The sequence below is a fragment of the Kribbella sp. NPDC050241 genome, assembly GCF_044459685.1.
Taxonomy (GTDB): domain Bacteria; phylum Actinomycetota; class Actinomycetes; order Propionibacteriales; family Kribbellaceae; genus Kribbella.
The window spans coordinates 408,712-433,587 of record NZ_JBITJE010000001.1 but is presented as its reverse complement, the minus strand read 5'-3'; the positions used below and the strand labels follow the sequence as shown (position 1 = coordinate 433,587).

Genomic DNA, 24,876 nt, shown 5'->3' with positions numbered 1-24,876 from the left:
GCCGGTCAGTGATGGAACCCGGCCGGCTCCTTCTCCTGCGGCATCGGCGCCGCCAGCCCGTCGAGCCACTCGACCGCGACCCGCACATCGCGCAGGAACAGGTCGGCCATGTCGTGGCTGAATCCGTTCCGCACGACGACCCGCAGGACGACCAGATCCTCCCGATTCGGCGGCATCGTGTACGCCGGCACCAGCCAGCCCCGCTCGCGCAGCTTCCGCGAAACGTCGTACGCCGTGTACTTCGTGATGCCGTCGGCCATCCGGAACGCGAACACCGGCAGGTCCCGTCCATCCGAGACCAGCTCGAACTCGGGCATCTCCTTGAGCGCCTCGCTGAGGTGTACGGCGACGTCCTGGCAGGTCTGCTGGATCCGCTGGTAGCCGTCGCGGCCGAGTCGCAGGAACTGGAAGTACTGCAGCAGAACCTGCGCGCCGGGCCGGGAGAAGTTCAGCGCGAAGGTCGGCATATCCCCGCCGAGGTAGTTCACCTTGAAGACGAGTTCCTCGGGCAGGTTCTCGGTGTGCCGCCACAGCACCCAGCCGACGCCCGGATAGACGAGCCCGTACTTGTGACCGGATGCCTGGATCGACGCCACTCGCGGCAGCCGGAAGTCCCACACCAGGTCAGGCTGCAGGAAGGGAGCGACGAACCCACCTGACGCCGCGTCGACGTGTACCGGCACCGACAGTCCGGTTCGCTCCTCGAGGTCGTCCAGCGCGGCGCAGATCTCGGCGACCGGCTCGTAGCTGCCTTCCATCGTCGATCCGAGGATGGCGACCACACCGATGGTGTTCTCGTCCACGAACTTCAGGGCCCGGTCGGCGGTCAGGTAAAGGTTGTCGCCCTCCAGCGGGACGTACCTCGGCTCGACATCCCAGTATTCGGCGAACTTCTCCCACACGACCTGCACGTTCTGGCCCATCACGAGGTTGGGCCGGTCAAACGGCTTACCCGCGGCGCGACGGGCGTGCTGCCAGCGCCGCTTGAGTGCGAGGCCGCCGAGCATGCAGCCCTCGGAACTGCCGGTCGTCGATGTCCCGATCGCGTCGGCTGTGTCCGGCGCGTTCCACAGGTCGGCGAGCATCCGCACGCACCGGCTCTCGATCTCCGCCGTCTGCGGGTACTCGTCCTTGTCGACCATGTTCTTGTCGACGGTCTCGGCGTACAGCCGGTTCGCCTCGTCGTCCATCCACGTGGTCACGAACGTGGCGAGGTTGAACCGGGCGTTGCCGTCCAGCATGACCTCGTCCCGGACGATCCCGTACGCCGACTGAGGCAGCATCTCCTGATCCGGCATCCGGTCCTTCGGGACCGACACCACGGTGTCCCTGGTGAATCGTGGTAGGACGGTCAGATCGCTGGCCGCCCGTTTCGTGGTGCTGCTGATGCCGGTCATCGCCGATCACCCCTCGGTCGCGGCGACACGACTTGCCGCCACCATCCATCCCACACCCGGGTGTCCGGGACGTCCTCACCCGCTCCGCATGAGGCACACGCCGTACGCCGGGGCTGCGCTCAGAGCGAGCGGACCCAGTTGGCCAGCAATGCGGCGCCGGCATCGCCGGACTTCTCGGGGTGGAACTGGGTGGCGGTGAGCGGGCCGTTCTCGACCGCGGCGACGAACCGGTCGCCGCCGTACGACGTCCAGGTCACCAACGGGGCCACCGACTCGCGGGCGTCGGTCAACTGCCACTCGCGGACGCCGTACGAGTGGACGAAGTAGAAGCGTTCCTTCTCGATGCCGTCGAAGAGCGTAGTGCCGGCAGGTACGTCGACTGTGTTCCACCCCATGTGCGGGACCGGCTCGTCGTGCTGGGGCTTCAACCGCTCGACCGTGCCTGGCCACTGCTCGCAGCCCTCGGTCTCGACGCCGTGTTCGATGCCGCGGGCGAAGAGGATCTGCATGCCGACACAGATCCCGAGCACCGGGCGCCCGCCTGTCAGGCGCCGGTCGACCACGACGTCACCGCGAACGGACTTGAGTCCGGTCATGCAGGCCTCGAACGCCCCGACGCCCGGGACGAGCAGGCCGTCCGCGTTCAGCGCCTCGTCGAAGTCGGAGGTGACAGTCACGTCCGCGCCGACGCGCTGCAGGGCCCGCTCCCCCGACCGGATGTTGCCCGATCCGTAGTCGAGAAGCACGACCTTCTTGCTCACAGAGCGCCCTTGGTCGACGGAATGCCCGGCTGCCGCGGGTCGAGCTCGGCGGCCGCGCGCAGCGCCCGGGCGAAGGCCTTGAACTGGGCCTCGACGATGTGGTGCGGGTCGCGGCCGGACAGCACCCGGATGTGGATGCAGATCGCGGCGTTGAAGGCGAGCGTCTCGAACACGTGCTGGGTCAGCGAACCGGCGTAGTCGCCGCCGATGATCGCGTACACCTGACCGTCGGGCTCACCGGTGTGGACGCAGTACGGCCGGCCGGAGAGGTCGACCGTGCAGTGCACCAGCGCCTCGTCCAGGGGCACGGTCGCGTCGCCGAAGCGGCGGATGCCGCGCTTGTCCCCGAGAGCTTCACGAAGCGCCTGGCCGATGCCGATCGCGGTGTCCTCGACCGTGTGGTGCGCATCGATCTCGAGGTCGCCGACCGTGTTCACGTGCAGGTCGAGCAGCGCGTGCTTGGCCAGCGCGTTGAGCATGTGGTCGTAGAACCCAACACCTGTTGAGATCTCGGCCCGTCCCTCGCCGTCGATGTTCAGCTCGACCAGGACTTTCGACTCGCTGGTCTCCCGGTCGATCCGGGCGGTGCGACTCATGTCAGCCTTCCCACGTCGGTCTTCAGAACGCGCTCGAGTGAAGCGCGGAATGCGGCCATCTCGGCGCCGGTGCCGATCGACACCCGCAGCCAGCCGTCCGGTCCGGTCTCGCGGATCAGTACGCCGTCGTCCAGCAGCGACTGCCAGACCGCGTGCCGGTCGGCGAACGTGCCGAACAGGACGAAGTTCGCGTCCGAGTCGACCGCGCGCAGGCCCTGCGCCCGCAGCCAGTCGACCGTCTCGTCGCGCTCCACCCGCAACTGCTCGACCCGGCCGAGCAGCTCGTCGGAGTGCCGCAGTGCTGCCCGCGCGACCGCCTGCGTCACCGCGGACAGGTGGTACGGCAGCCGCACGATCCGCAGCGCGTCCACCAACTGCTTGCTCGCGGCAAGGTATCCGACCCGGCCACCGGCCAGCGCGAACGCCTTCGACATTGTCCGCGCCACCGCGAGATTCGGGTACGACGGCAGCAGCGTCACCGCACTCGGCGTCCCGGTACGGCGGAACTCGGCGTACGCCTCGTCGACCACCAGGACCGAGCCGACCGCGGCGGTCCGGGCGGCGATCGCCTCCACGACGTCGATCGGCAGCGCCGTCCCGGTCGGGTTGTTCGGCGAGGCGAGCAGTACCACGGACGGGTGATGCCGGGAGATCGCGGCCAGCGCCTTGCTCTGGTCGAGGGTGAAGTCCTCGGCCCGGCGGCCGGTCACCCAGGCCGTGTTCGTGTCCCGCGCGTACTCCGGATACATCGAGTACGTCGGCGCGAACGAGAGCGCCGTACGTCCTGGTCCACCGAAGGCCTGCAGGATGTGCAGCATGACCTCGTTGGAGCCGTTGGCCGCCCAGACCTGCTCGGCGGTCAGCTGCGCGCCGGACTCCCGACCCAGGTACGCCGCGAGCTCCGCGCGCAACTCCAGGAACTCACGGTCCGGGTAGCGGTTCAGCCCACGCGCCGCCACGGTGACCGAAGCGGCGATGTCGGCGACGGTCTCCTCGCTCGGCGGGTACGGGTTCTCGTTGACGTTGAGCAGCACCGGGACGTCGAGTTGCGGGGCGCCGTACGGCTCGAAGCTCTTCAGCTCGTCGCGGAGCGGCAGCCCGTCGAAGCGGCCCATCAGTCCTCCCCGGGGAATCGCACCGACACCGCGGCGCCGTGGGCCGGCAGGTCCTCGGCGTGCGCCAGCGCGACCACGTGGCCGGCCACCTCCTGCAGGGCGTCGCGCGAGTAGTTCACGACGTGCATCGCCTTCAGGAAGCTGCGCACGGACAGTCCCGACGAGTGGCAGGCACAGCCGGCGGTCGGGAGGACGTGGTTGGACCCAGCGCAGTAGTCGCCCAGCGAGACCGGCGACCAGCCGCCGACGAAGATCGCGCCGGCGTTGGTGATCAGCCCGGCCCGCTCCTCCGCGTCCGCGGTCTGGATCTCCAGGTGCTCGGCGGCATACGCATCCACCACCGCGGTCCCCTGGTCCAGATCGTCCACGAGTACGACGGCCGACTGCTGACCGTTGAGCGCTTCGGTGACCCGGTCCTGGTGCTTCGTCTTCGCGACCTGCACCGACAGCTCAGCCTCCACCTTGGTTGCCAGCGTTTCCGACGGCGTCACCAGCACGCTGGCGGCCATCGGGTCGTGCTCGGCCTGGCTGATCAGATCGGCGGCGACGTGCTGCGGGTCCGCGGTGTCGTCGGCGAGGATCGCGATCTCGGTCGGGCCGGCCTCGGAGTCGATGCCGACCTCACCCAGCAGGAACCGCTTGGCCGCGACCACATAGATGTTGCCTGGTCCCGTGATGAGGTTGACCTTCCGGCATCCGTCAAAGCCGTAGGCGAAGCCGGCGATCGCCTGCGCGCCGCCCATCGCGTAGACCTCGTCGACGCCGAGCAGCGCACACACCGCGAGCACAGTCGGGTGCGGCAAGCCGCCGAACTCCTTCTGCGGCGGCGATGCAATCGCCAGCGACGGGACACCGGCGACCTGCGCCGGTACGACGTTCATCACGACGGACGACGCCAGCGGCGCACGACCACCCGGCACGTACAGCCCGACGCGCTGAACTGGGACGAACCGCTGTGTCACCCGCCCACCGGGGGCGGGCTCGGAGGCGATGTCGGCAGTGAGCTCGTCCTGGCTGACCTCGCGGACCCGCCGGATCGACTCCTCGAACGCCGCACGGACCTCGGGGTCGAGCTCCTCCAGCGCGGTCTTCAGCGCCTCGGCCGGGACGCGGACCTCGTCGACACGCACATGGTCGAACCTCTCGCCGTACTCCCTGATCGCCTCGAGTCCACGATGGCGGACGTCCAGACAGATCGGTCGGACGACGTCGAGAGCCTTCTCGACGTCGAACACGGCTCGGGGGACGAGGGCATTCACTTCGGCTTGGAGGTCGGACACCTCTCCGGCCGCCACTCGGCCCCGCAGGTCGACGCGGCGAATCATGGGCTCAGTCTAGTGGTGACGACCCGCGGTCCCTGCGCCCTATCCACCACGCGGCCGATCACGGGCCGTGATCGGTGTGATCGTCCACTACGCTCGACAGCATGGACTCCCGCCTGCCGCTGCTCACTGTCGAGACGGTGATCTTCCCCGGGCTGGTGCTCCCCATTCCGGTCACCGATGTCCAGGGCCGCGCGGTCGTCCGCGACCTGGTCGAGAACGGCGGTGAACTCGTCTGCGGCGCGCTGGCCGTCCGGGACGGGTACGAGCTGGGTGAGCGGGTGTTCCGGTCGCTCTACGGGACCGGTTGTGCGGCGACGATCTCGGAGATCACCCTCGACGCCGACGACGACGGGCCGGTCGAGCTCACGCTGACCGGCAACCGCCGGTTCAAGGTGGCCGAGCTGGACGGCGGCGGCGACTACCTGGTCGCGGACGTCGAGTGGCTGGACGAGGAACTGGGCGACGACCCACTCGGTACGGCGACCATCGCGATCGAACGGTTCCGCCGGTACGCCGCGGCCGTCACCGAGATCAGCCGCCCGGGCCTGCACATCGGCGAACTGCCGGACGACCCGAGCACGCTGTCGTACCTGATGTCGGCCGCGATGACGCTGCTCACCCCGGACCGGCAGAAGTTGCTCGAAGCCACCGACACCACGGCCCGGCTGGCCCAGCTCGTCGGCCTGCTGGACACCGAGCTGGCCGCGATCGCCGCGCTCCCGTCGCTGCCCGATACCGACCTCAGCTGGTCGACGATGTCGCCGAACTGACCCCTGCCGGGGTTGTAGTAGACCCAGGGGACCTTCTCGAAGGGGCTGGGGATGGACGGGACATACGTACTGATCACCGGGGGAACCAACGGCATCGGGCTGGCGGCCGCACGCGAGCTGAGTCAGCAGGGCGCACGCATCGGGCTCGTGGCGCGGAATCGGGCGAAGGCCGAGAAGGTCGCCGCCGACCTCGCCGGGGCGGACGTCTTCGAGGCCGACCTGACCTCGCAGGCCTCGATCCGGACGATGGTCGCCGACGTCGCGGACCGGGCGCCGGCCATCGACGTCCTGGTGAACAACGCCGGCGCGATCTACGGCACCCATCAGCTCTCGCCGGACGGGATCGAGCTGACCTGGGCGTTGAACGTGCTCGCGCCGTACCTGATCACCAATCTGCTGACCGACCACCTCTCCCCCGGCGGCCGGGTGATCATGACCGTCTCGGACGAGCACGCGAAGGCGAAGCGCATCGACTTCGACGACCTGACCGGGACGCGGTTCTACTCCACCACCGCCCGGATGACCGGCGGCCCACTGCGCCGGTACGGCGAGACGAAGCTCGCGACGATCCTGCTCACCGCGGAGCTGGCCCGGCGAGGAGTCCGGGCGTACTCGTTCGAGCCCGGGCTGGTCTCCACCGGGTTCAACACCAACAACGGCCGGCTGATGAAGGCCATGATGGCGATGACCAAGCCGTTCGCCAAGACACCGGAGCAGGGCGCCGAGACGCTGGTGTGGCTCGCGACGGGAGCTGAGGCCGAGGCCGGAGGCTACTACTCGGACAAGAAACTCACCCAGCCGTCCGCGGCGGCGCAGGACCAGGCGACCGCCGAGCGGCTGTGGCAGACCTGCGCGGAGCAGACCGCCCTACCGAAGTGAATCCCAGCGCGGTATGGTTCTGGTATGAGCAAGCAGATCACCGTGCGGTTGCCGGACGAACTGGTCGACTTCATGGACCAGTTGGTGGCGACCGACAAGGCAACGAGCCGGGCGTCCGTGGTCGCCCGGGCGATGGAGCGTGAGCGCCGCCGCGAGCTGGCCGCCCGCGACCTCGCCATCCTGACCGAGCACGGCGACTACCCCGACCTGGAGGGCCTGGCCCCCGCGGCCGCCGGCACCGTGCTCACCGACCTCGACTGATGCGGCCGCTCCACATCGCCCGGCTCGACAAACCGCGGCCGGTCGTGGTGCTGACGCGTGAACTCATCCGCCCACGCCTGACCAACGTGACGGTGGCGCCGATCACCAGCACGATCCGCGGCCTGTCCACCGAGGTACTGGTCGGCCCGGAGAACGGGCTCGACCATCAGAGCGCGATCTCCTGCGACAACATTCAGACCATCCCGAAGGCCCAGCTCGGCCGCCTGATCGGCTACCTCCACCCCGACCAGGAACCCGCCCTGGCCGAGGCGATTATTCTCGCCTTCGACCTCGAGCTCTAGCCGAGCTTGCTCACGTCGCGCACCGCGCCCTTGTCCGCGCTGGTGGCCATGGCGGCGTACGCACGGAGTGCCTGCGAGACCTTGCGCTCACGTGCGCGTGGGGCGTAGACGCCGCCGAGGGCATCCCGGCGTACGGTCAGCTCGGCCTCGTCGACCAGCAGCTCGATCGAGCGATTCGGGATGTCGATGCGGATCTGGTCGCCGTCCTGGACCAGCGCGATGGTCCCGCCGGACGCGGCCTCCGGGGAGGCGTGTCCGATGGACAGCCCTGACGTGCCGCCCGAGAAGCGGCCGTCGGTGACGAGCGCGCAGACCTTGCCCAGGCCGCGGCCCTTCAGGAACGACGTCGGATACAGCATCTCCTGCATCCCGGGGCCGCCCTTCGGGCCTTCGTACCGGATCACGACGACGTCACCCGGCTGGACCTGCTTGGCGAGGATCTTCTCGACCGCTTCCTCCTGCGACTCGCACACCACCGCAGGACCCTTGAACGTCCAGATCGACTCGTCCACCCCGGCCGTCTTCACGACGCAGCCGTCGACGGCCAGGTTGCCCTTCAGTACGGCGAGGCCGCCGTCCGTGGAGTAGGCGTGCTCGAGGTCGCGGATGCATCCGCCGGCCGCGTCGGTGTCGAGGGTCTCCCACCGCTCCGACTGCGAGAACGCGGTCGCCGACCGCTTGCACCCGGGCGCCGCGTGCCACAGCTCGACGGCCTCCGGCGACGGCGAACCGCCACGCAGGTCCCACGTCTTCAGCCACTCGTCGATCGAGTCGCTGTGCACGGTGTGGATGTTCTCGTTCAGCAGTCCGGCCCGGTGCAGCTCACCCAGGATCGCCGGGATGCCGCCGGCCCGGTGCACGTCCTCCATGTAGTACGTCCCGCCCGGCGCGACGTTCGGCGCGACCTTGGCCAGGCACGGCACCCGGCGCGACACCGCGTTGATGTCGTCCAGGTCGAAGCCGACCTCGGCCTCCTGCGCGGCCGCGAGCAGGTGCAGGATCGTGTTGGTCGACCCGCCCATCGCAATGTCCAGCGCCATCGCGTTCCCGAACGCCTCGCGGGAGGCGATGTTGCGCGGCAGCACGGTCGCGTCGTCGTTGTCGTAGTACCGCTTGGTGATCTGTACGACGGTCTCGCCGGCCTTCGCGTACAGGGCCTTCCGCGCGGTGTGGGTGGCGAGCACCGAACCGTTGCCGGGCAGCGACAGGCCGATCGCCTCGGTCAGGCAGTTCATCGAGTTCGCGGTGAACATGCCGGAGCAAGAGCCGCAGGTCGGGCAGGCGTTCTCCTCGATCCGCAGGATGTCGGCGTCGGAGACGTTCTCGTTCACCGCCTCGGACATCGCGTCGATCAGGTCCAGCTTGCGCACGGTGCCGTCGACCAGGGTGGCCCGTCCGGCCTCCATCGGGCCGCCGGAGACGAACACGGTCGGGATGTTCAGCCGGAGCGCGGCGTTCAGCATGCCCGGGGTGATCTTGTCGCAGTTCGAGATGCAGACCAGCGCGTCGGCGCAGTGTGCCTCGACCATGTACTCCACCGAGTCGGCGATCAGGTCCCGCGACGGCAGGCTGTAGAGCATGCCGCCGTGGCCCATCGCGATGCCGTCGTCGACGGCGATCGTGTTGAACTCGCGCGCGATGCCACCGGCCGCGTGGATCGCCTCGGACACGATCCGGCCGACCGGCGCCAGGTGGGTGTGGCCGGGGACGAACTCGGTGAAGCTGTTCGCCACCGCGACGATCGGTTTGCCGAAGTCCTCCCGGGCGACCCCGGAGGCCTGCATGAGGGCGCGGGCGCCGGCCATGTTGCGGCCGTGGGTGACGGTACGGGACCTCAGGGCAGGCACGACGGCATCTCCTCGCAGTAGAACGACCCCTCTGATGTTGCCACGTGCGTCCGGATGGCGGTACGCGGGTCCCGGATCGTGGAGCGGATGATTCTGTCGGACGCCGGATCTAGCCTGAGCACATGGCTGGGATGGAACACCACACGCGAGCGGTGCATCCTGCCTTGCGCCCGTACGTCGGTGACGTGAGCGGGTACGCGTACCACGGCGATCCCCCGGAGCTGCACCGCGGCCTGCCCTCGCGGTACCTGACGCTCGTCATCACCCTCGACGATCCGCTGGGCGTCGCCTGGCCCGACTGTCCGGTGGAGAAGTACGACGCACTGGTCGGCGGACTGCACTCGACCGCGGTCCATATCGGCGCGACACCCAGCCGGGCGGGCGTCCAGCTGTCACTGACGCCGGCCGCGGCGCGCGTCCTGCTCGGCCTGCCACCCGGTGAGCTCGCGTCCACCGTCGTTGGCCTCGATGAGGTGCTCGGCCGGCCCGCCCGCGTGCTGACGGAGCAACTGCGGGAGGCCCCGAGCTGGGACGAGCGCATGGACCTATTCGAGACGCTCTTCCTCCGGCGGATGGCGGACACGCCTGCACATGAGGTGCGTCCGGAGGTCAGCTGGGCCTGGCGACGACTGCGTGACGCCGGCGGGGCGATCGGCGTACAAGAGCTGGCCGCGGAGGTCGGTTGGAGCCGGCGGCATCTGACCGATCGGTTCACCGCCGAATTCGGGCTGCCGCCGAAGGTGGCGGCGCGCGTGCTGCGGTTCGAGCGTGCGGTCGGGCGGTTGCGACGGCAGCCGGCGACCCGGCTCGCCGACCTGTCCGCCGAGTTCGGGTATGCCGATCAGGCGCATCTGACCAGGGAGTGGCAGGCGATCGCGGGCTGCTCGCCGCGGCAGTGGCTGGTCGAGGAGCTCCCAAATCTTCAAGACTTCGTCCCGGCCTGGGCCGAAGAGTTGGAGGCATGAACACGACGACTGAACAGAAGAAGAACGTGATCGGCGTCTGGCCGGGTCTGCACTACAAGGACGGACAGGCCGCACTGAAGTTCCTCACCGAGGGACTCGGGTTCGTCCTGGTCGCGTCGTACCCCGGAGTGGCTGAGGGTTCGGTTGCTCATGCCGAGCTGTCCTGGCCGACCCGTGGCGGCATCATGGTCGGCTCGAGCGACGCCAAGGCCGAAGCGGACGAGTTCAGTGCGCTGGCCGAGGTGCCCCAGTCGGTCTATCTCGTCCACGACGACCCGGACAGCCTGATCGGCCGCGCGATCGCCGCCGGTGCCGTCGTGGTCCGCGGTCTGTCCGACTCGGACTATGGATCCCGCGGCTTCACCGTCCGCGATCCCGAGGGCAACATCTGGAGCGTCGGCACCTATGCCGGCGAGATCCCCGAGTAATCCACAGGATCGTGCCGCACGCCCAGCATCGACGTGGCGATCTCATTAGACTCGCGGGGTGACCGAGACACCCGGGCTGCCCGTTTCCGAAGCCGTCGAAGTGCTGAGCCGAGTCTTCGGGTACGACGCCTTCCGCGGTCAGCAGGCCGAGATCATCGACACGGTCATTGCCGGTGGGGACGCCTTGGTGCTGATGCCGACCGGTGGTGGCAAGTCGCTGTGCTACCAGATCCCGGCGCTGGTCAGATCCGGCGTGGGCGTGGTGATCTCGCCACTGATCGCGCTGATGCAGGACCAGGTCGACGCGCTGACCGCGCTCGGGGTCCGGGCCGGCTTCCTCAACTCGACCCAGGACTTCGAGCAGCGGCGCGAGGTCGAGCAGGCGTTCCTGGCCGGCGAGCTGGACCTGCTCTACCTGGCCCCCGAGCGGCTCCGGGTGGAGTCGACCGTGCGGCTGCTCGACCAGGGCAAGATCGCACTGTTCGCGATCGACGAAGCGCACTGTGTGTCCCAGTGGGGCCACGACTTCCGGCCCGACTACCTGATGCTGTCGGAGTTGCACGAGCGCTGGCCCGACGTACCGCGGGTCGCGTTGACCGCGACCGCGACGGAGGCGACGCACCAGGAGATCGCGACCCGGTTGAAGCTGACCGACGCGAAGCACTTCGTCGCAAGCTTCGACCGGCCGAACATCCAGTACCGGATCGTGCCGAAGGACAGCCCGCAGCGGCAATTGCTCGACCTGCTCCGGACCGAGCACGCCGGCGACGCGGGCATCGTCTACTGCCTGTCCCGCAACAGCGTCGAGAAGACGGCGGCCTTCCTGACCCAGAACGGAATCGAGGCCGTGCCGTACCACGCCGGCCTGGACAGCCGGACCCGAGCCACCAACCAAGCCAGGTTCCTGCGCGAGGACGGGCTGGTCGTGGTCGCGACGATCGCGTTCGGGATGGGGATCGACAAGCCGGACGTCCGCTTCGTCGCCCATCTCGATCTGCCGAAGTCGGTCGAGGGCTACTACCAGGAGACCGGCCGCGCGGGGCGCGACGGGCTGCCGTCCACCGCGTGGCTCGCGTACGGGCTGCAGGACGTCGTTCAGCAGCGGAAGATGATCGACACCTCCGAGGGCGATCTCGCGCATCGGCGCCGGCTCAGTTCGCATCTCGACGCGATGCTCGCGTTGTGCGAGACCGTGCAGTGCCGCCGGTCGCAACTGCTCGCGTACTTCGGTCAGCACGGCGACACGTGCGGGAACTGCGACACCTGCCTGAGTCCGCCGGAGTCGTGGGACGGGACGATCGCGGCGCAGAAGCTGCTGTCGACCGTGTACCGGCTGCAGCACGAGCGAGGCCAGAAGTTCGGTGCGGGCCAGCTGATCGACATCCTGCTCGGCAAGGAGACCGAGAAGGTCAAGCAGTTCCGGCACGACCAGCTGAGCGTGTTCGGGATCGGCACCGAACTGAAGGACACCGAGTGGCGCGGCGTGATCCGGCAGTTGCTGGCGCTGCGGCTGCTCGCGGTCGAGGGCGACTACGGGACGCTCGTGCTCACCGACGAGAGCGGCGAGGTGCTCGGTCGACGGCGCGAGGTGATGATGCGCCGGGAGCCGGAGCGGATGCGGTCGAAGTCCTCGTCGGGGTCGAAGAAGAAGGCGGCGGCGGACCTCTCCCCCGAGGCGGCTCCGGTCTTCGAGCGGCTACGGACCTGGCGTGCCGCCGTCGCGAAGGAGCAGGGCGTCCCGGCGTACGTCATCTTCCACGACGCGACGCTCCGCCAGATCGCCACCGACCTCCCCGGCAGCCTGGCCGCGCTGGGCACCATCAGCGGTATCGGCGAGAACAAACTGGCCAAGTACGGCGAGGGCGTCCTGGAGGCGCTGTCCGCGCCGGACTGATGTCGAGTCCGGCCGGGTTCCTTCGACGCGAGGGTATGAGCGCGGGTCGGCCGCGCTCTGCGGAGTGAAGGAGCAGGATCATGTCTTCATCGGTGTTGTTGATGGCGATGTCCCTCGACGGGTACATCGCGGGCCCGAACGACCGTCCGGGCAACCCGGGCGGCGACGGCTTCATGCGGTTGCACAAGTGGTACGAGCGCGCGGACGGCGAGTTCGGCCGGCCGGAGGGGCCGGCCGGCGACGTCTGGGACGAACTGAACGCGACCGGCGCGGTGCTGGTCGGCCGGCGTACGGCGGAACAGGTCGACTTCTACGGCGGCGACCACCACGGCGTGCCGATCTTCGTGCTCAGCCGCCAACCGGTGCCGGAGGCAGCCGCGAAGTACGAGACGGTGAAGTTCGTCTCCGACATCGAGACCGCGATGGCGCAGGCGAAGGCTGCGGCCGGGGACAAGGACGTCCTGGTCCACGGTGCGGTCACCGCCCAGAAGGCGCTCGAGGCGGGCGTACTCGACGAGCTGCAGATCGACCAGGTCCCGGTGCTGTTCGGCGGCGGGATGCGCCTGTTCGACGTCCTGCCGGAACGGATCGAACTGGAGGTCGCACGGGTGATCGACACCCCAGCAGCCACCCACATCCGCTACCGCGTCCGCCGCTGAGCCGAGCACGGCCTGGCGATGGGCCTCCGGTCCCGGCTCAGCCGAGCAAGGGCCGGAGGGCCGTGGTCAGCTCGACGATCGCGCCGTCCAGGTGCCTCTCGCCGTCGGCAACGAGCAGCGCGACCGAGACCTTCTTCGCCGGGATCACGACCATCATGCTCGAGTGATCAGGCATGTCCCCGCCATGGCCGTACGCCGTGTCGAGGCCGAACTGCAGCGTGAACAGCATCGTCCCCAGCCCGTACTCGCCGTCGCCCTTGATCATCTCGCCGGCCAGGCCGGCCGGCAGCACGCGTCCGCCGTACAGCTGGTATCCCCAGCGCGCGACAGTGGGCGCGTCGGCGGCCAGCCCACCGGCGGCTGCGATCGAGCTCGCGAAGGCGCGGCACGGGAGGTAACCGTCAGGCTCGCCGCAGGACTCGTTGTCGTCCTGCACGGCCGGCGCCTGCGGCTTCTCCCCGTCCTGGAAGGCTGCGTGCTTCAGCCCGGCCGGTGTGGCCAGGTCGCGACGCAGGACGGTGGCGAGCGGCTGGGCAGTCACTTTCTCGATCAGCATGCCGAGCAGCTCGTAGCTGGGATTGCTGTAACTGAAGGGGCTGTTCGGCGGACCAACCTTCGAGCTGTGGAACGACAGCACCTCCCCGAGCCTCCAATGCCGACCAGGAGCAGCCGCGATCGCCGTGTCCAGGTGGGCGAAGTCGATCCCCTCAAAGTCGAGAACACCGGACGTCATCGACAGGTGCTGCCGGACGGTCGCGCCGTTCGCCGTCAGCTTGTGCTGCACGTACGTCGAGATCGGTTTGTCCAGGTCGACCTTCCCGGCCTTGGCGAGCAGCATCACCTCCGCGGCGATGAACGTCTTCGTGATGCTGGCGACCGGCATACTCGTGTCCGGGAGCAACGCTGTTCCCCGGATGTCCTTGCCGGCCGCTCCGGACCAGGTCCAACGATCGGTGACGACCGCCGCGGTCGCCCCCCGTGAACCTGCCGGGCTGTCCGGGAACGCGACGATCTTCGCGAGCACGTTCTGCAGAGCCTGGGCTTTCCCCGATTCGAGCGCTGTTGTTCCCGGATCCGCGAACGCCGGCATCGTGACAGGGATGATCGGCGCCGCTGCCGGTTCCTCTCCCCCACCAGAGCACCCCACCAGCGCGATCACCAAGAGGGCGGCCGCGCTCCACCTCATCCTTCGATCATGCCACCGAAACCGTCCGGGTGGCAGGTGCTCTACCGCTGCGGGATCCGGCAGCCATCCACATCCGCTACCGGGTCCGTCGCTGAGGTCAGTTCAGCATGGGCTGGAGGGCGCTGAGGAGTTCGGCCATCGCGGTGTCGACCTGTTTGTTGCCATCGGCAAGGAGCAGGGCGACGGAGAGTCTCTTCTCCGGGATCACGAGCAGCAGGCTGGTGTGGTCGGCCATCTCGCCGCGGTGGCCGAACGCCGTACCGATGCCGAACCGGCCCGTGAACCGCATCGTCCCCAGCCCGTACTCGCCCTCGCCCTTGGTCATCTCGCTCACGAGGTCGGCCGGAAGCACGCGCCCGCCGTACAGCTCATATCCCCAGCGTGCGATCGTCGGCGCGTCGGCGGCGAGCCCTCCGTTGGCCGCGGACAAGCTGGCGATCGACCGGCACGGGAGGTAGCCGTCGTTCGCCCGGCCGCACCCGGGATTGGCGTCCACCACGACAGGCGGCTGCGGCTTCTCGCCGTCCTGGAAGGCAGCGTGCTGCAGCCGCGCCGGCGTCGCCAGGTCCCGGCGGAGCACGGTCGCGAGCGGCTGCCCGGTCACCTTCTCGATCAGCAGACCGAGCAGTACGTAGCTGGGATTGCTGTAGTTGTAGGTGCTGCCCGGTGCTCCGACCGGCGCAGTGTCGTAGGACAAGGCCTGCTCATGCGTCCAGTGCTCACTCGGCGCGGTCGCGATCGCCTTGTCCATCCGCGCGTAGTCGTCGGGCAGGTAGTTCGGTATGCCGGATGTCATCGAGAGATGCTGCCGGACAGTCGCCTTGTTCGCGGTCAGCCTGTGCTTCACGTACGTCGAGATCGGCGCGTCCAGGTCGACCTTCTTCGCTTTCACCAGCAGCATCACCTCCGCCGCGACGAACGTCTTCGTGATGCTCGCGACCGCCATGCTCGTGTCCGCGGTCAACGCCGTACCCCGGGCGTCCTTCCCCGCCGCCCCGGACCAGGTCCACCGATCGGTGACGACCGTGGCCGTGACGCCCCGCGAGCCCGACTCGAGGTTCGGTGTCGCGACGATCTTCGCGAGCACGTCCTGCAAGGCCTTCGCCTTCGCCTGATCGAGCGGCGTCGTCGCCGGATCAAGGAAGATTGCGGCCGTGGCCGGCGTACTCGTGGCCGGGCTCCCACCCGAACAACCCACCAACGTCAGCACCAGGAGCGCCGCCATCCCCGATTTCACCATCCTTCGATAGTGGCACCGAAGGAGTTCAGCGCTGCGGAGTCCAGTCGACGGTGGCCGCCAGATCGGCGAAGTCGTAGATCAACCGGGAGCGGCGAGAGGCGATCCAGGCCAGGCATACCTTGTTGGTCGCGAGGTCGTTCACCGGTACGGCGGCGACGTCGGAGCGGTGGTAGAAGGTCGCGACCGACAGCGGGAGGATCGAGATGCCGGTGCCGGTCGCGACGTGTTCGAGCTTCTCCTCGACGCTGCGGAGTGCGGGGAGCGGCTTCGGTGCGCCGGTGCGCAGTTCCAGCGCGATGTCACGCCATTCGGGAACGGCGTCGGGCTCCTGGAGCAGGTGTTCGTCGGCGAGGTCGGTGATCTCGATGACCGGTTTGCCGGCCAGGCGGTGGTCGGACGGGAGCATCGCGACCCGTGGCTCCTCGAAGAGCGGGCGGATGCTCAACCCCTGCTGGTCGATCGGCAGGCGCACGATGCTGACGTCGACGCGGCCGTCGTGCAGGACGTCCACCTGGTCGTCCCAGGTCGTGCGGATCACTTCGACCTCGACCTCGGGATGTGCGGCGGCGAAGGCGCGGACAGCTGGGGTGACGGTGATGCCGGGCATGAAGCCGACGGTGAAGGTCTTCGGTCCCCGCGCAGCTTGAGTGACGCGGCGGCGCACGGCCTCGGCTGAGGCGAGGAGTGGCCGGGCGTCGTCGAGCAACTGGCGACCCGCCGGCGTGAGTTCGGTGGCTCGCTTGGTCCGGACGAAGAGCTGGACCCGGAGCTCGTCCTCGAACGCGCGGATCTGCCGGGAGAGCACCGGCTGGGCGATGTGCAGCCGCTCCGCCGCCCGGCCGAAGTGCAGCTCCTCGGCGACGGCGACGAAGTACCTGAGCTTGCGGAGGTCGACGTCCATAATACCTTCAGGGTATTACAGACGCCGGAACAGGTCTTGGACACCGGCGGCCGGACACCCGCATCGTGGAAGGGAATCCCCCACCACGAAAGGAAGTCTTCTGATGAGTTTGCAGGATCAGCGCGTCGTCGTCCTCGGCGGTACGTCGGGGATCGGGCTCGCGACCGCCCACCTCGCCGCCGCCCAGGGCGCCACCGTAATCGTTGCCTCCAGCAACCCCGAGTCCGTCAAGCGCGCGCTGGAGGCGCTTCCCGGCACCGCGTCCGGCGAGGCGGTCGATCTGACCGACGCCGCTGCGGTCAGGGCGTTCTTCGATCGTCTCGACCCGTTCGACCACCTGATCTTCACGGCCGGTGAACCGCTCACCCTGCTCGAGGTCGAGTCGATGGACCTCGCGCGGGCCCGGCAGGCGTTCCAGCTCCGGTACTTCGGCGCTCTCGGTGCGGTCAGCGCCGCCGCATCGAAGATCCGCCGGGGCGGCTCCGTCGTACTGACGACCGGCGCCGCAGGTGATCGCCCCAGTCCAGGCTGGTCGGTGGCGGCCAGCATCTGCGGTGCCATGGACTCCTTGGTCCGGGCACTCGCCGTCGAACTCGCACCACTCCGCGTCAACGCGGTCAAGCCCGGCGTCGTCCGCTCGCCACTGTGGTCGGACCTGTCCGTCGAGGACCAGCAGACCTTGTACGACGAGACGGCGCGGCTGCTCCCGGTCGGACGGGTCGGTGAGGTCACCGACATCGCCGAGGCGTACGTCTACCTGATGAACCAGGGCTACGCGACCGGCACCATCGTCACCATCGACGGCGGCCATGTCCTCGTCTGAGCTGGCAGAGTAGACACCGTGGCACGCATCCTGATCACCGGTTCCGCCGACGGCCTCGGCCGGCTGGCCGCCTCCGAGCTCATCGACCAAGGGCACAACGTCGTACTCCATGCCCGCAACGAAGCCCGTGCGGCTGATGCCATGGCCGCCTTGCCCGGAGCCGAAGCCGCGCTGACCGGCGATCTCGCGAGTATCGCGGAGACGCGCGACCTGGCCCGGCAGGCGAACGAGTCGGGCCGGTTCGACGTGGTGATCCACAACGCGGCGGTCGGTTATCAGGAACCACGGATCGAGACCGTCGACGGCCTGGAACACGTGTTCGCCGTCAACGCGTTGGCGCCGTACCTGCTGACCGCTCTGATCGATCGGCCGGACCGGCTGATCTATCTGAGCTCGGGCATGCACGAGAGCGGGGACGTCGTACTCGACGATCTGCAGTGGGTACGGCGGCGGTGGCGGGGAGCGCAGGCGTACTCGGACTCGAAGCTGCACGACGTGATCCTCGCCTTCGCGGTCGCCCGGTTGTGGCCCGACGTACTGTCGAACGCCGTGGATCCGGGCTGGGTTCCGACCAAGATGGGCGGCCGCGGGGCACCCGGCGACCTGGGCCAGGCGCACCTGACCCAGGTCTGGCTCGCGACCGCGGCGAGCACGCCGACCGGTGAGTACTACTACCACCTCCGGCCGCACCGGACGCATCCGGCCGCGTCCGATCCGGAGGTGCAGGCGACCTTCCTGGACGCCTGCGCCTCGTGCACCGGCGTGACGTTGCCGGGTCATTCCTGAGAGACGTACAGCCGGTTCCCGTCCTGGTCGCGGAGGCTGAACATCGGCGGGACGTCCGGCCACTTCAGAAGTTCGTCGGTCTCGACGCCTGCGGCGAGGAAGTGCTCGTGCGCCGCCTCGGCGTCCGGGCTGGACAGGCGGATGCCGGTGTCGATGCCGGCCGGGCTGTCGTCCCTGGCCGGGGTGAGCGCGATGCTGGCCGCGGCGCCGGGTGGCGCGACCACGATCCAGCGACCGCCGAACTGCGGCAGCGGAGCATCCATCAACAGCTCGAATCCCAGCGTCTCGGTGTAGAACGCGACCGCACGATCCTGGTCGCTGACCGGTACGCCGACGGTCCGAATGCCGGTGAGGTGGTTCATCTCGATCTCCTTCTCGGTGAAAGGTGCCTTCACTCAGGAGGTAGAAGCCGCACCGGCGTTTTCGACATCACTTCACAAGAAACCCCGGACGGATACCGCTGCCGTCCGGGGTTTCTCGATCTGGAACGACTACTTCGCGACCACCCGGAGGGTGAACTCGGCCTGGCCGTCGCCTGTGGAGCGGGCGACGAAGCCGCCGGACTTGAGCGCGGCCAGGTCCTTGTCGGAGCTGAACCGTTCGCTCAGCGAACCCGCGGCCTCGAAGTCGATGTAGCCGATCGAGACCGCGCCCTTCGTGTCAGGCAGGGCTTGCTTGAAGTTGTCGGTCTGGCCCAGCGTGCCGCCCTTCAGCACCTGGTCGGCGTAGTCCTTGTCGGTCGCCAGCACGAGCGTGTCGTCGTCCTTGGCCGACTCGACCGGGATGTTCGCCCGGGACTTGTCCCGCAGCAGCGTGGTCAGCTTCTCCACCACCGGCTCGGCCTTGGCCGGATCGGTCTCGAGCCGGGCCGCGATCTTCGGGCCGTTCGAGGTGTCCTTGTCGATCGCTAGTGCCAGGTTCTTGCCCAGCACAACCTTCAGGTCGTCCGGCAGCTTCAGGCCGGTCTCCTCGGCGAAGCCCTGGGTGAGCTGCTCGAGGTTGCCGTTGGCCGCCTTCTCCATCTGCTTCCACATCGTGTCGATCAGGCTCTCGCCACCCGACACCGCGAGCGCACCGGCGGTGCTGTCCGGCAACTGGCTGATCACGTCACCGGCGTCGGCCGAGTTGACCTTGATGCTCTGGTCACCCAAGGCGATGCCCTTCAGCTCGACGTACTGCGAGTCGAACCGCAGCGCCGCCGCCATGCTCGCGTCGCCCAGGCCGGCCAACTGCTCGGACTCGACCCGGCCGGACAGCGAGGCAATGGCCTTGATGTCCGCCCACGCCGACATGAAGCCGCGCTCGCCGAGCCTGTCCATGTCCGCGCTGAACTTGGCGTTCTTCTCCAGCGGGTTGTCCTTGGCGGTGGCGACCGCCGTGTCGACGATCGCCTGGCTGTCGGCGAGCAGGACGTAGCCGTTGCTGAACGCACGGCCCGGCTTCTCGTCCTCGTTGGCCAGCAGCTTGTCCAGGCCCTTGTTCGCGTCGCTCTCGCTCTTCACCTGGACGGCGAGCACCACGTTCGGGTCCTTCTTGCCGTCGGTGGCGGGCAGCGCGGCCAGCCCGGCGCGCTCGCCGAGCCACGGCTTGATGTCCTTGTCGTAGTTCACATCGGCGAGGTCGTCACCGGCGTACTTCTTGATCTGCTCGAACAGCTTCTGCCGCAGGTCGTCCTTCTCACCGGTCAGGCCGAGCTTCTCCTTGACCGACGGGAACTTCATCAGGAACCGGATCGCGGCGACCTTCTGGCCGGCCGACGGGTTCAGGTCGACGCGGGCATAGGCGACCGCGGTGCCGGGCAGCACGGCCTCCGGCTGCTCGCCGCCGTTCAGCTTGCCGTAGGCAAAGATTCCGCCGCCGGCGACGACCAGCACCATGGCCAGCGCGGCGATCAGCGGGATCACCTTGCCGCGACGCTTCTTCGGCTCCTGCTGCCACTGCCCCGGACCGAACCCCGGCCCCTGCGGCGGCTGTCCGCCGATGTTCATCTGCTCGTACGCGCCTGGTCCGCCAGGCTGCTGCCCGTACGGCGCCTGACCTGGGTGCCCCTGCGACGGCGCCTGGCCGTACTGCGGTGCACCCTGCGGAACGCCCTGCGTCCAGGGACCCTGCTGGTTGCCGGGAGCACCCATCGGGCGCTGTCCCTGCGGAGCTCCGTGCTGGGTGGGGCCGCCGTACTGGCCTTGCCCCTGCGGCGGACCGGCGTACGGACGCTGTCCCTGCGGGGGGCCGCCGTACGGGTTCTGGGGGTGCTGCGGACCGCCGGCGCCTGGGTACGGCGGGTTGGGCGGGATGTTCTGGTCGGACATATGCTCCCTCGCGTGGTCCGGTGGCCTCACCCACCGGCTAGGTCGTCCGGCGCTCTCGCGCGGCACGACCTGGACACACTAGTGCACCGGTGGCGGGGTGTTTGACGCGCCAGGTTGCGAAGTGGTTGCAACCGGCTCGCTGCGCCAGGTGGTGGCGGCGATGACGGCTGCGGCCAGCGCGGCACCGACCAACCAGGCCGCGGCTGGAGTCCAGGTATGCAGCTCCAGCGGGGCTGACACCAGGTCTCCCGGCTTGGCAGCCTCCAGTCGCTGCTGCAGCGGATCATGGCCGAGCAGCATGCCGACACCCCACGCGATTCCCGAACCCATGCAGGCGCCGAGTACGACGATCGCGACCGACCACGGCCCGTAGTTGCGCAGCCACCAGAAGAGTGCGGCACCCAGCACCAGCGCGGTCACGAACCCGATCGAGGTGAACGTGCCGTCCGGCCCGAAGATCCGGGTCATCTGCTCCTCGCCCAGAGCACCGCCCCGCTCGTCGACCGTGTACTGCGCCAGCGGCGAGAACTGCTGCCAGGCCCACCCGGCCACCACACCGGCGACCAGGAACACGACGACGGTCACCAGGATCGCCTTCGCCCACGGCATTTCCGGCTCCGGGGCCGGCGGCGTACCGAGCGGCAGTCCCGAGGGCGGTGCGACGTACGGCGAGGGCTGTGCGGACTCCTGTTGACTCACCTCGACAGTGTGGCTCATTCTCTGCTGCCCCACCCCACCGCCCCGGTCGGCAACCGAAGACGACTCGTTCACAGGTCCCCTAGCTGGCCAGGCAGGACGGTCCGAGGAGCGCCTTGAGATCCGCCATCAGCGACGACGTCGGCGTCACCCGGAACCGGTCGCCGATCCGCATCACCGTGGTCTTCTGCCGAGCCTGCAGGCGCAACTGCACCTCGGTCATCCCGGGATGCGACTGCAGCACGTCCCGCAGTTGCTCGACCAGCGGCGGCGTACACCGGTTCACCGGCATCGTGATCACCACCGGCCCGCTCGGGCCCTCGGTCAGGTCCGGAACGATCACCTCGGAGCCGCTCAGCTCGAGCCGGTCCTCACGGCGCCGGACCCGGCCCTTCATCAAGATGATCGCGTCGTTGGTGAGCAGGTGTGCGTGCAACTGGTACGCCGAGGAGAACATCATCACCTCGATCGAACCTTCCAGGTCCTCGATGGTGACGATCGCGTAGATGTCGCCGCGCTTGTTCACCTTCCGCTGCACCGCGGTGACCAGGCCGCCGATGGTGACCTGGGAGCCGTCCGGCCGGTCCTCGTCGGCGAGCAGTTGACCGATGGTGCAGTCGCTGCCGTTGGTCAGCACGTGCTCCACGCCGAACAGCGGATGGTCGGAGACATAGAGCCCCAGCATCTCGCGCTCGTGCGCGAGCTTGGTCGCCTTGTCCCACTCCTCGATCTCCGGAACGGTGACGGTGAGCCGGCTGTTCCCCTCGCCCTCGTCCGCCTCGTCGTCGCCCATCGAGAACAGGTCGAACTGACCGTGCGCCTCGTTCCGCTTCAGGTCGATCGCCTCGTCGACGGCCTGCTCGTGCACCGCGACGACCGCGCGCCGGGCGTGGTTCATCGAGTCGAACGAACCGGCCTTGGCCAGCGACTCGATCACCCGCTTGTTGCAGACCGGCAGCGGCACCTTGTCGATGAAGTCGACGAAGTCGGTGAACCGGCCCTTCTCCTCGCGAGCCGCGACGACCTCGGCCACCACGTTCACGCCGACGTTGCGGATCGCGGACAGGCCGAAGCGGATGTCGGTGCCGACCGGGGTGAAGTTCGAGTCCGACTCGTTCACGTCCGGCGGTAGCACCTTGATGCCCATCCGGCGGCACTCGTTCAGGTAGATGGCCATCTTGTCCTTGTCGTCCTTGACGGACGTGAGGACCGCGGCCATGTACTCCGCCGGGTAGTTCGCCTTCAGGTACGCCGTCCAGTACGAGACCAGCCCGTACGCCGCGGAGTGCGCCTTGTTGAACGCGTAGTCGGAGAACGGGACCAGGACGTCCCAGAGCGCCTTGATCGACTGGGCGGAGAAGCCGTTCGACTTCATGCCCTCCTCGAAGCCGACGTACTCGGCGTCGAGGACCTCTTTCTTCTTCTTGCCCATCGCCTTGCGGAGCAGGTCCGCTTTACCCAAGCTGTAGCCGGCCAGCTCCTGGGCGATCTTCAGCACCTGCTCCTGGTAGACGATCAGCCCGTACGTCGGTCCGAGGATCGGCTCCAGCGCCTTCTCCAGCTCGGGGTGCAGGTAGGAGACCTCCTGCTGCCCGTTCTTCCGGAGGGCGTAGTTGGTGTGCGAGTTCGCGCCCATCGGGCCGGGCCGGTACAGCGCGCCGACGGCCGAGATGTCCTCGAAGCCGTCCGGCTTCATCAGCCGCAGCAGCGCCCGCATCGGGCCGCCGTCGAACTGGAACACGCCGAGCGTGTCACCGCGGCCGAGCAGCTCGAAGGTCGGGCCGTCGTTCAGGCTCTTGGCCAGCTCGTCCAGGTCCAGCGTGATGCCGCGGCTGGCCTCGACGTTCTTCACCGCGTCGTCCATGATCGTCAGGTTGCGCAGGCCGAGGAAGTCCATCTTGACCAGGCCGAGCGTCTCGCAGCTCGGGTAGTCGAACTGGGTGATGACCTGGCCGTCCTGCTCGCGGCGCATGATCGGGATCAGGTCGATCAGCGGCTCGCTGGACATGATCACGCCGGCCGCGTGCACACCCCACTGGCGCTTCAGGTTCTCCAGCCCGCGCGCGGTGTCGACGATCTTGCGCACGTCCTGGTCGGACTCGTACAGCTGCCGGAACTCGCCGGCCTCGGAGTACCGCTTGTGCTGCGGGTCGAAGATGCCGGACAGCGGGATGTCCTTGCCCATCACGGTCGGCGGCATCGCCTTGGTGATCCGGTCGCCCATCGCGAACGGGTAGTCCAGCACCCGGCCCGCGTCCTTGATCGCCTGCTTGGCCTTGATCGTGCCGTAGGTGACGATCATCGCGACCCGGTCGTCGCCGTACTTCTCGGTGACGTAGCGGATCACCTCGGGGCGGCGGCGGTCGTCGAAGTCGATGTCGAAGTCGGGCATCGACATGCGTTCCGGGTTGAGGAAGCGCTCGAAGATCAGACCGTGCTGCAGCGGGTCCAGGTCGGTGATCCGCATCGCGTACGCGCACATCGAGCCGGCGCCGGAACCACGGCCCGGACCGACCCGGATGCCGTGCTCCTTGGCCCAGTTGATGAAGTCGGCGACGACCAGGAAGTAGCCCGCGTATCCCTTCGAGGTGATCACCTCGATCTCGTACTCGGCCTGCTTGCGGACCTGGTCCGGGATGCCGCCGGGGTACCGCTTGTGCAGGCCGGTCTCGACCTCGGCGACGAACCAGGACTCCTCGTTGTGGCCGTCGGGGCAGGGGAAGCGCGGCATGAACCGGCCCTCGCCCTCGGTGAAGCTGACGTCGCACTGCTCGGCGACCAGCAGCGTGTTGTCACACGCCTCCGGCAGTTCCTTCCACACCTCGCGCATCTCGGCCGCGGTCTTGACGTAGAACTCGTTCGTGTCGAACTTGAACCGGTTCGGGTCGGACAGGGTCGAGGCGGACTGCACACACAGCAGCGCAGCGTGGGCGACCGCGTCCTCGGGCTTGGTGTAGTGCAGGTCGTTGGTCGCGAGCAGCGGCAGCTTCAGCTCACGGGCCAGCTTGAGCAGGTCGCGCTGGGTGTTCCGCTCGATGTCGAGATTGTGGTCCATCAGCTCGCAGTAGAAGTTCTCCGGGCCGAAGATGTCACGGAACTCGGCCGCCGCCTCGACGGCCTCCTTGTACTGGCCCAGCCGGAGCCTGGTCTGCACCTCACCGCCCACGCACCCCGTGGTCCCGATCAGCCCCTGACCGTAGGTCTGCAGCAGCTCGCGGTCCATCCGGGGCTTGAAGTAGTAGCCCTCGAGGCTGGCCAGCGAGCTCATCTTGAACAGGTTGTGCATGCCGGAGGTGTTCTTCGCCAGCAACGTCATGTGGGTGTACGCACCGCTGCCGGAGACGTCGTCGCGGCCCGAGTTGGCGTCGCCCCACTTGACCCGCTTCCGCTCGCTGCGGTGGGTGTGCGGCGTCAGGTACGCCTCGACGCCGATGATCGGCTTGACGTCGTACTTCTTCGCGGTCTTCCAGAACTCGTAGGCCCCGAACACGTAGCCGTGGTCGGTGGTGGCGATGGCCGGCATGCCCATCTCCTGGGCGGTTTTGAGTAACTCGTCGATCCGCGCGGCGCCGTCCAGCATGGAGTACTCGGTGTGCACGTGTAGATGCACGAAACTGTCGCTGGACGCCATGTCTACGCAGACCTCCCAGGGCGTGAGTGAGCGGGACTGACACAGCCTATGCGGGCCCCACCGACAGTTTTCGCAGACCCTCCGACCGTCCCGGCCGGCGCTCCG

The 24,876-nt window shown here is 68.5% G+C and carries 23 protein-coding genes; 10 read left to right on the top strand and 13 right to left on the bottom strand.

Features of this window, described 5'->3' with window-relative positions:
- Positions 1–5 precede the first annotated feature (5 nt).
- The 5 genes from ACIBG5_RS01955 to hisD form a co-directional block, all read right to left on the bottom strand.
- Positions 6–1,397: a glutamate decarboxylase gene (locus tag ACIBG5_RS01955; RefSeq protein ID WP_396389553.1), complete on the bottom strand. Its 1,392-nt coding sequence runs from the start codon at positions 1,395–1,397 to the stop codon at positions 6–8.
- Between the two features lie 119 nt (positions 1,398–1,516).
- Complete coding sequence (hisH, locus tag ACIBG5_RS01950) at positions 1,517–2,158, bottom strand: imidazole glycerol phosphate synthase subunit HisH (RefSeq protein WP_396389552.1); 642 nt, start codon at positions 2,156–2,158, stop codon at positions 1,517–1,519.
- Positions 2,155–2,754, bottom strand: a complete 600-nt coding sequence (gene hisB, locus ACIBG5_RS01945) for an imidazoleglycerol-phosphate dehydratase HisB (protein WP_393383904.1) — start codon at positions 2,752–2,754, stop codon at positions 2,155–2,157. Before hisB ends, hisH begins: the two co-directional genes overlap by 4 nt.
- A complete protein-coding gene (locus tag ACIBG5_RS01940; protein ID WP_396389551.1) occupies positions 2,751–3,869 on the bottom strand; it encodes a histidinol-phosphate transaminase in 1,119 nt (372 codons plus the stop codon). The genes hisB and ACIBG5_RS01940 overlap by 4 nt, the downstream gene beginning before the upstream one ends.
- On the bottom strand, positions 3,869–5,194 hold the full coding sequence (gene hisD, locus ACIBG5_RS01935; RefSeq protein ID WP_396389550.1) for a histidinol dehydrogenase: 1,326 nt from the start codon (positions 5,192–5,194) through the stop codon (positions 3,869–3,871). Before hisD ends, ACIBG5_RS01940 begins: the two co-directional genes overlap by 1 nt.
- A 101-nt stretch (positions 5,195–5,295) precedes the next feature.
- Here hisD and ACIBG5_RS01930 point away from each other — a divergent pair, with 101 nt between their 5' ends.
- The 4 genes from ACIBG5_RS01930 to ACIBG5_RS01915 are packed head-to-tail and all read left to right on the top strand — an operon-like array spanning position 5,296 to position 7,406.
- Positions 5,296–5,964 (top strand): LON peptidase substrate-binding domain-containing protein, encoded by a 669-nt coding sequence (locus tag ACIBG5_RS01930; RefSeq protein WP_360449399.1) that lies wholly within the window; start codon positions 5,296–5,298, stop codon positions 5,962–5,964.
- A gap of 51 nt (positions 5,965–6,015) precedes the next feature.
- Positions 6,016–6,843: an SDR family NAD(P)-dependent oxidoreductase gene (locus ACIBG5_RS01925; protein ID WP_396389549.1), complete on the top strand. Its 828-nt coding sequence runs from the start codon at positions 6,016–6,018 to the stop codon at positions 6,841–6,843.
- A gap of 24 nt (positions 6,844–6,867) precedes the next feature.
- Positions 6,868–7,104, top strand: a complete 237-nt coding sequence (locus tag ACIBG5_RS01920) for a YlcI/YnfO family protein (RefSeq protein ID WP_329475872.1) — start codon at positions 6,868–6,870, stop codon at positions 7,102–7,104.
- A complete protein-coding gene (locus tag ACIBG5_RS01915; RefSeq protein ID WP_396389548.1) occupies positions 7,104–7,406 on the top strand; it encodes a type II toxin-antitoxin system PemK/MazF family toxin in 303 nt (100 codons plus the stop codon). Before ACIBG5_RS01920 ends, ACIBG5_RS01915 begins: the two co-directional genes overlap by 1 nt.
- On the opposite strand, the gene ilvD is transcribed toward ACIBG5_RS01915, so the two are convergent.
- A complete protein-coding gene (ilvD, locus tag ACIBG5_RS01910) occupies positions 7,403–9,253 on the bottom strand; it encodes a dihydroxy-acid dehydratase (protein WP_396389547.1) in 1,851 nt (616 codons plus the stop codon). The two genes, ACIBG5_RS01915 and ilvD, sit on opposite strands and share 4 nt — an antisense overlap.
- Before the next feature lie 122 nt (positions 9,254–9,375).
- Between ilvD and ACIBG5_RS01905 the strand changes: the two genes are divergently transcribed.
- The 4 genes from ACIBG5_RS01905 (at position 9,376) to ACIBG5_RS01890 (ending at position 13,199) form a co-directional block, all read left to right on the top strand.
- Positions 9,376–10,218: a helix-turn-helix domain-containing protein gene (locus ACIBG5_RS01905; RefSeq protein ID WP_396389546.1), complete on the top strand. Its 843-nt coding sequence runs from the start codon at positions 9,376–9,378 to the stop codon at positions 10,216–10,218.
- Positions 10,215–10,646, top strand: coding sequence for a VOC family protein (locus ACIBG5_RS01900; protein WP_396389545.1), 432 nt, complete (start codon positions 10,215–10,217; stop codon positions 10,644–10,646). The genes ACIBG5_RS01905 and ACIBG5_RS01900 overlap by 4 nt, the downstream gene beginning before the upstream one ends.
- A gap of 58 nt (positions 10,647–10,704) precedes the next feature.
- Positions 10,705–12,540 (top strand): DNA helicase RecQ, encoded by a 1,836-nt coding sequence (recQ, locus tag ACIBG5_RS01895; RefSeq protein ID WP_396389544.1) that lies wholly within the window; start codon positions 10,705–10,707, stop codon positions 12,538–12,540.
- A gap of 80 nt (positions 12,541–12,620) precedes the next feature.
- Entirely contained in the window at positions 12,621–13,199 is a 579-nt protein-coding gene (locus tag ACIBG5_RS01890; RefSeq protein WP_396389543.1) for a dihydrofolate reductase family protein, read from the top strand.
- Between the two features lie 37 nt (positions 13,200–13,236).
- On the opposite strand, the gene ACIBG5_RS01885 is transcribed toward ACIBG5_RS01890, so the two are convergent.
- From ACIBG5_RS01885 to ACIBG5_RS01875, 3 genes are all read right to left on the bottom strand, one after another.
- Positions 13,237–14,385, bottom strand: coding sequence for a serine hydrolase domain-containing protein (locus ACIBG5_RS01885; RefSeq protein ID WP_396389542.1), 1,149 nt, complete (start codon positions 14,383–14,385; stop codon positions 13,237–13,239).
- 97 nt (positions 14,386–14,482) lie between these two features.
- Positions 14,483–15,625, bottom strand: a complete 1,143-nt coding sequence (locus ACIBG5_RS01880) for a serine hydrolase domain-containing protein (RefSeq protein WP_396389541.1) — start codon at positions 15,623–15,625, stop codon at positions 14,483–14,485.
- A 25-nt stretch (positions 15,626–15,650) separates the two neighbouring features.
- Positions 15,651–16,526, bottom strand: coding sequence for a LysR family transcriptional regulator (locus ACIBG5_RS01875; protein ID WP_396389540.1), 876 nt, complete (start codon positions 16,524–16,526; stop codon positions 15,651–15,653).
- A 103-nt stretch (positions 16,527–16,629) separates the two neighbouring features.
- Here ACIBG5_RS01875 and ACIBG5_RS01870 point away from each other — a divergent pair, with 103 nt between their 5' ends.
- Both ACIBG5_RS01870 and ACIBG5_RS01865 read left to right on the top strand, forming a co-directional pair.
- Positions 16,630–17,349: an SDR family oxidoreductase gene (locus ACIBG5_RS01870; protein ID WP_396389539.1), complete on the top strand. Its 720-nt coding sequence runs from the start codon at positions 16,630–16,632 to the stop codon at positions 17,347–17,349.
- Positions 17,350–17,367: 18 nt separating this feature from the next.
- On the top strand, positions 17,368–18,135 hold the full coding sequence (locus ACIBG5_RS01865) for an SDR family NAD(P)-dependent oxidoreductase (protein WP_396389538.1): 768 nt from the start codon (positions 17,368–17,370) through the stop codon (positions 18,133–18,135).
- Here the strand turns inward: ACIBG5_RS01865 and ACIBG5_RS01860 are convergent.
- From ACIBG5_RS01860 to dnaE, 4 genes are all read right to left on the bottom strand, one after another.
- The gene (locus ACIBG5_RS01860; RefSeq protein WP_396389537.1) at positions 18,126–18,497 is read right to left on the bottom strand and encodes a VOC family protein; all 372 of its coding nucleotides are present in this window, start codon (positions 18,495–18,497) and stop codon (positions 18,126–18,128) included. The genes ACIBG5_RS01865 and ACIBG5_RS01860 overlap by 10 nt on opposite strands.
- Before the next feature lie 129 nt (positions 18,498–18,626).
- Positions 18,627–20,444 carry a DUF3352 domain-containing protein gene (locus ACIBG5_RS01855; protein WP_396389536.1) on the bottom strand — a complete coding sequence of 606 codons (1,818 nt, stop codon included), beginning with the start codon at positions 20,442–20,444 and terminating at the stop codon, positions 18,627–18,629.
- Between the two features lie 78 nt (positions 20,445–20,522).
- Positions 20,523–21,143, bottom strand: a complete 621-nt coding sequence (locus tag ACIBG5_RS01850; protein WP_396389535.1) for a hypothetical protein — start codon at positions 21,141–21,143, stop codon at positions 20,523–20,525.
- A gap of 79 nt (positions 21,144–21,222) precedes the next feature.
- Complete coding sequence (gene dnaE, locus ACIBG5_RS01845) at positions 21,223–24,771, bottom strand: DNA polymerase III subunit alpha (protein WP_396389534.1); 3,549 nt, start codon at positions 24,769–24,771, stop codon at positions 21,223–21,225.
- Between the last annotated feature and the right edge of the window lie 105 nt (positions 24,772–24,876).

What these genes read in the sequence shown, in the direction of transcription:
- ACIBG5_RS01955 (WP_396389553.1), bottom strand. Translation starts at nt 1,397, where the DNA reads ATGACCGGCATCAGCAGCACCACGAAACGGGCGGCCAGCGATCTGACC.
- hisB (WP_393383904.1), bottom strand. Translation starts at nt 2,754, where the DNA reads ATGAGTCGCACCGCCCGGATCGACCGGGAGACCAGCGAGTCGAAAGTC.
- ACIBG5_RS01940 (WP_396389551.1), bottom strand. Translation starts at nt 3,869, where the DNA reads ATGGGCCGCTTCGACGGGCTGCCGCTCCGCGACGAGCTGAAGAGCTTC.
- hisD (WP_396389550.1), bottom strand. Translation starts at nt 5,194, where the DNA reads ATGATTCGCCGCGTCGACCTGCGGGGCCGAGTGGCGGCCGGAGAGGTG.
- ACIBG5_RS01930 (WP_360449399.1), top strand. Translation starts at nt 5,296, where the DNA reads ATGGACTCCCGCCTGCCGCTGCTCACTGTCGAGACGGTGATCTTCCCC.
- ACIBG5_RS01925 (WP_396389549.1), top strand. Translation starts at nt 6,016, where the DNA reads ATGGACGGGACATACGTACTGATCACCGGGGGAACCAACGGCATCGGG.
- ACIBG5_RS01920 (WP_329475872.1), top strand. Translation starts at nt 6,868, where the DNA reads ATGAGCAAGCAGATCACCGTGCGGTTGCCGGACGAACTGGTCGACTTC.
- ACIBG5_RS01915 (WP_396389548.1), top strand. Translation starts at nt 7,104, where the DNA reads ATGCGGCCGCTCCACATCGCCCGGCTCGACAAACCGCGGCCGGTCGTG.
- ACIBG5_RS01905 (WP_396389546.1), top strand. Translation starts at nt 9,376, where the DNA reads ATGGCTGGGATGGAACACCACACGCGAGCGGTGCATCCTGCCTTGCGC.
- ACIBG5_RS01900 (WP_396389545.1), top strand. Translation starts at nt 10,215, where the DNA reads ATGAACACGACGACTGAACAGAAGAAGAACGTGATCGGCGTCTGGCCG.
- ACIBG5_RS01890 (WP_396389543.1), top strand. Translation starts at nt 12,621, where the DNA reads ATGTCTTCATCGGTGTTGTTGATGGCGATGTCCCTCGACGGGTACATC.
- ACIBG5_RS01885 (WP_396389542.1), bottom strand. Translation starts at nt 14,385, where the DNA reads ATGAGGTGGAGCGCGGCCGCCCTCTTGGTGATCGCGCTGGTGGGGTGC.
- ACIBG5_RS01880 (WP_396389541.1), bottom strand. Translation starts at nt 15,625, where the DNA reads ATGGTGAAATCGGGGATGGCGGCGCTCCTGGTGCTGACGTTGGTGGGT.
- ACIBG5_RS01875 (WP_396389540.1), bottom strand. Translation starts at nt 16,526, where the DNA reads ATGGACGTCGACCTCCGCAAGCTCAGGTACTTCGTCGCCGTCGCCGAG.
- ACIBG5_RS01870 (WP_396389539.1), top strand. Translation starts at nt 16,630, where the DNA reads ATGAGTTTGCAGGATCAGCGCGTCGTCGTCCTCGGCGGTACGTCGGGG.
- ACIBG5_RS01860 (WP_396389537.1), bottom strand. Translation starts at nt 18,497, where the DNA reads ATGAACCACCTCACCGGCATTCGGACCGTCGGCGTACCGGTCAGCGAC.
- ACIBG5_RS01855 (WP_396389536.1), bottom strand. Translation starts at nt 20,444, where the DNA reads ATGTCCGACCAGAACATCCCGCCCAACCCGCCGTACCCAGGCGCCGGC.
- dnaE (WP_396389534.1), bottom strand. Translation starts at nt 24,771, where the DNA reads ATGGCGTCCAGCGACAGTTTCGTGCATCTACACGTGCACACCGAGTAC.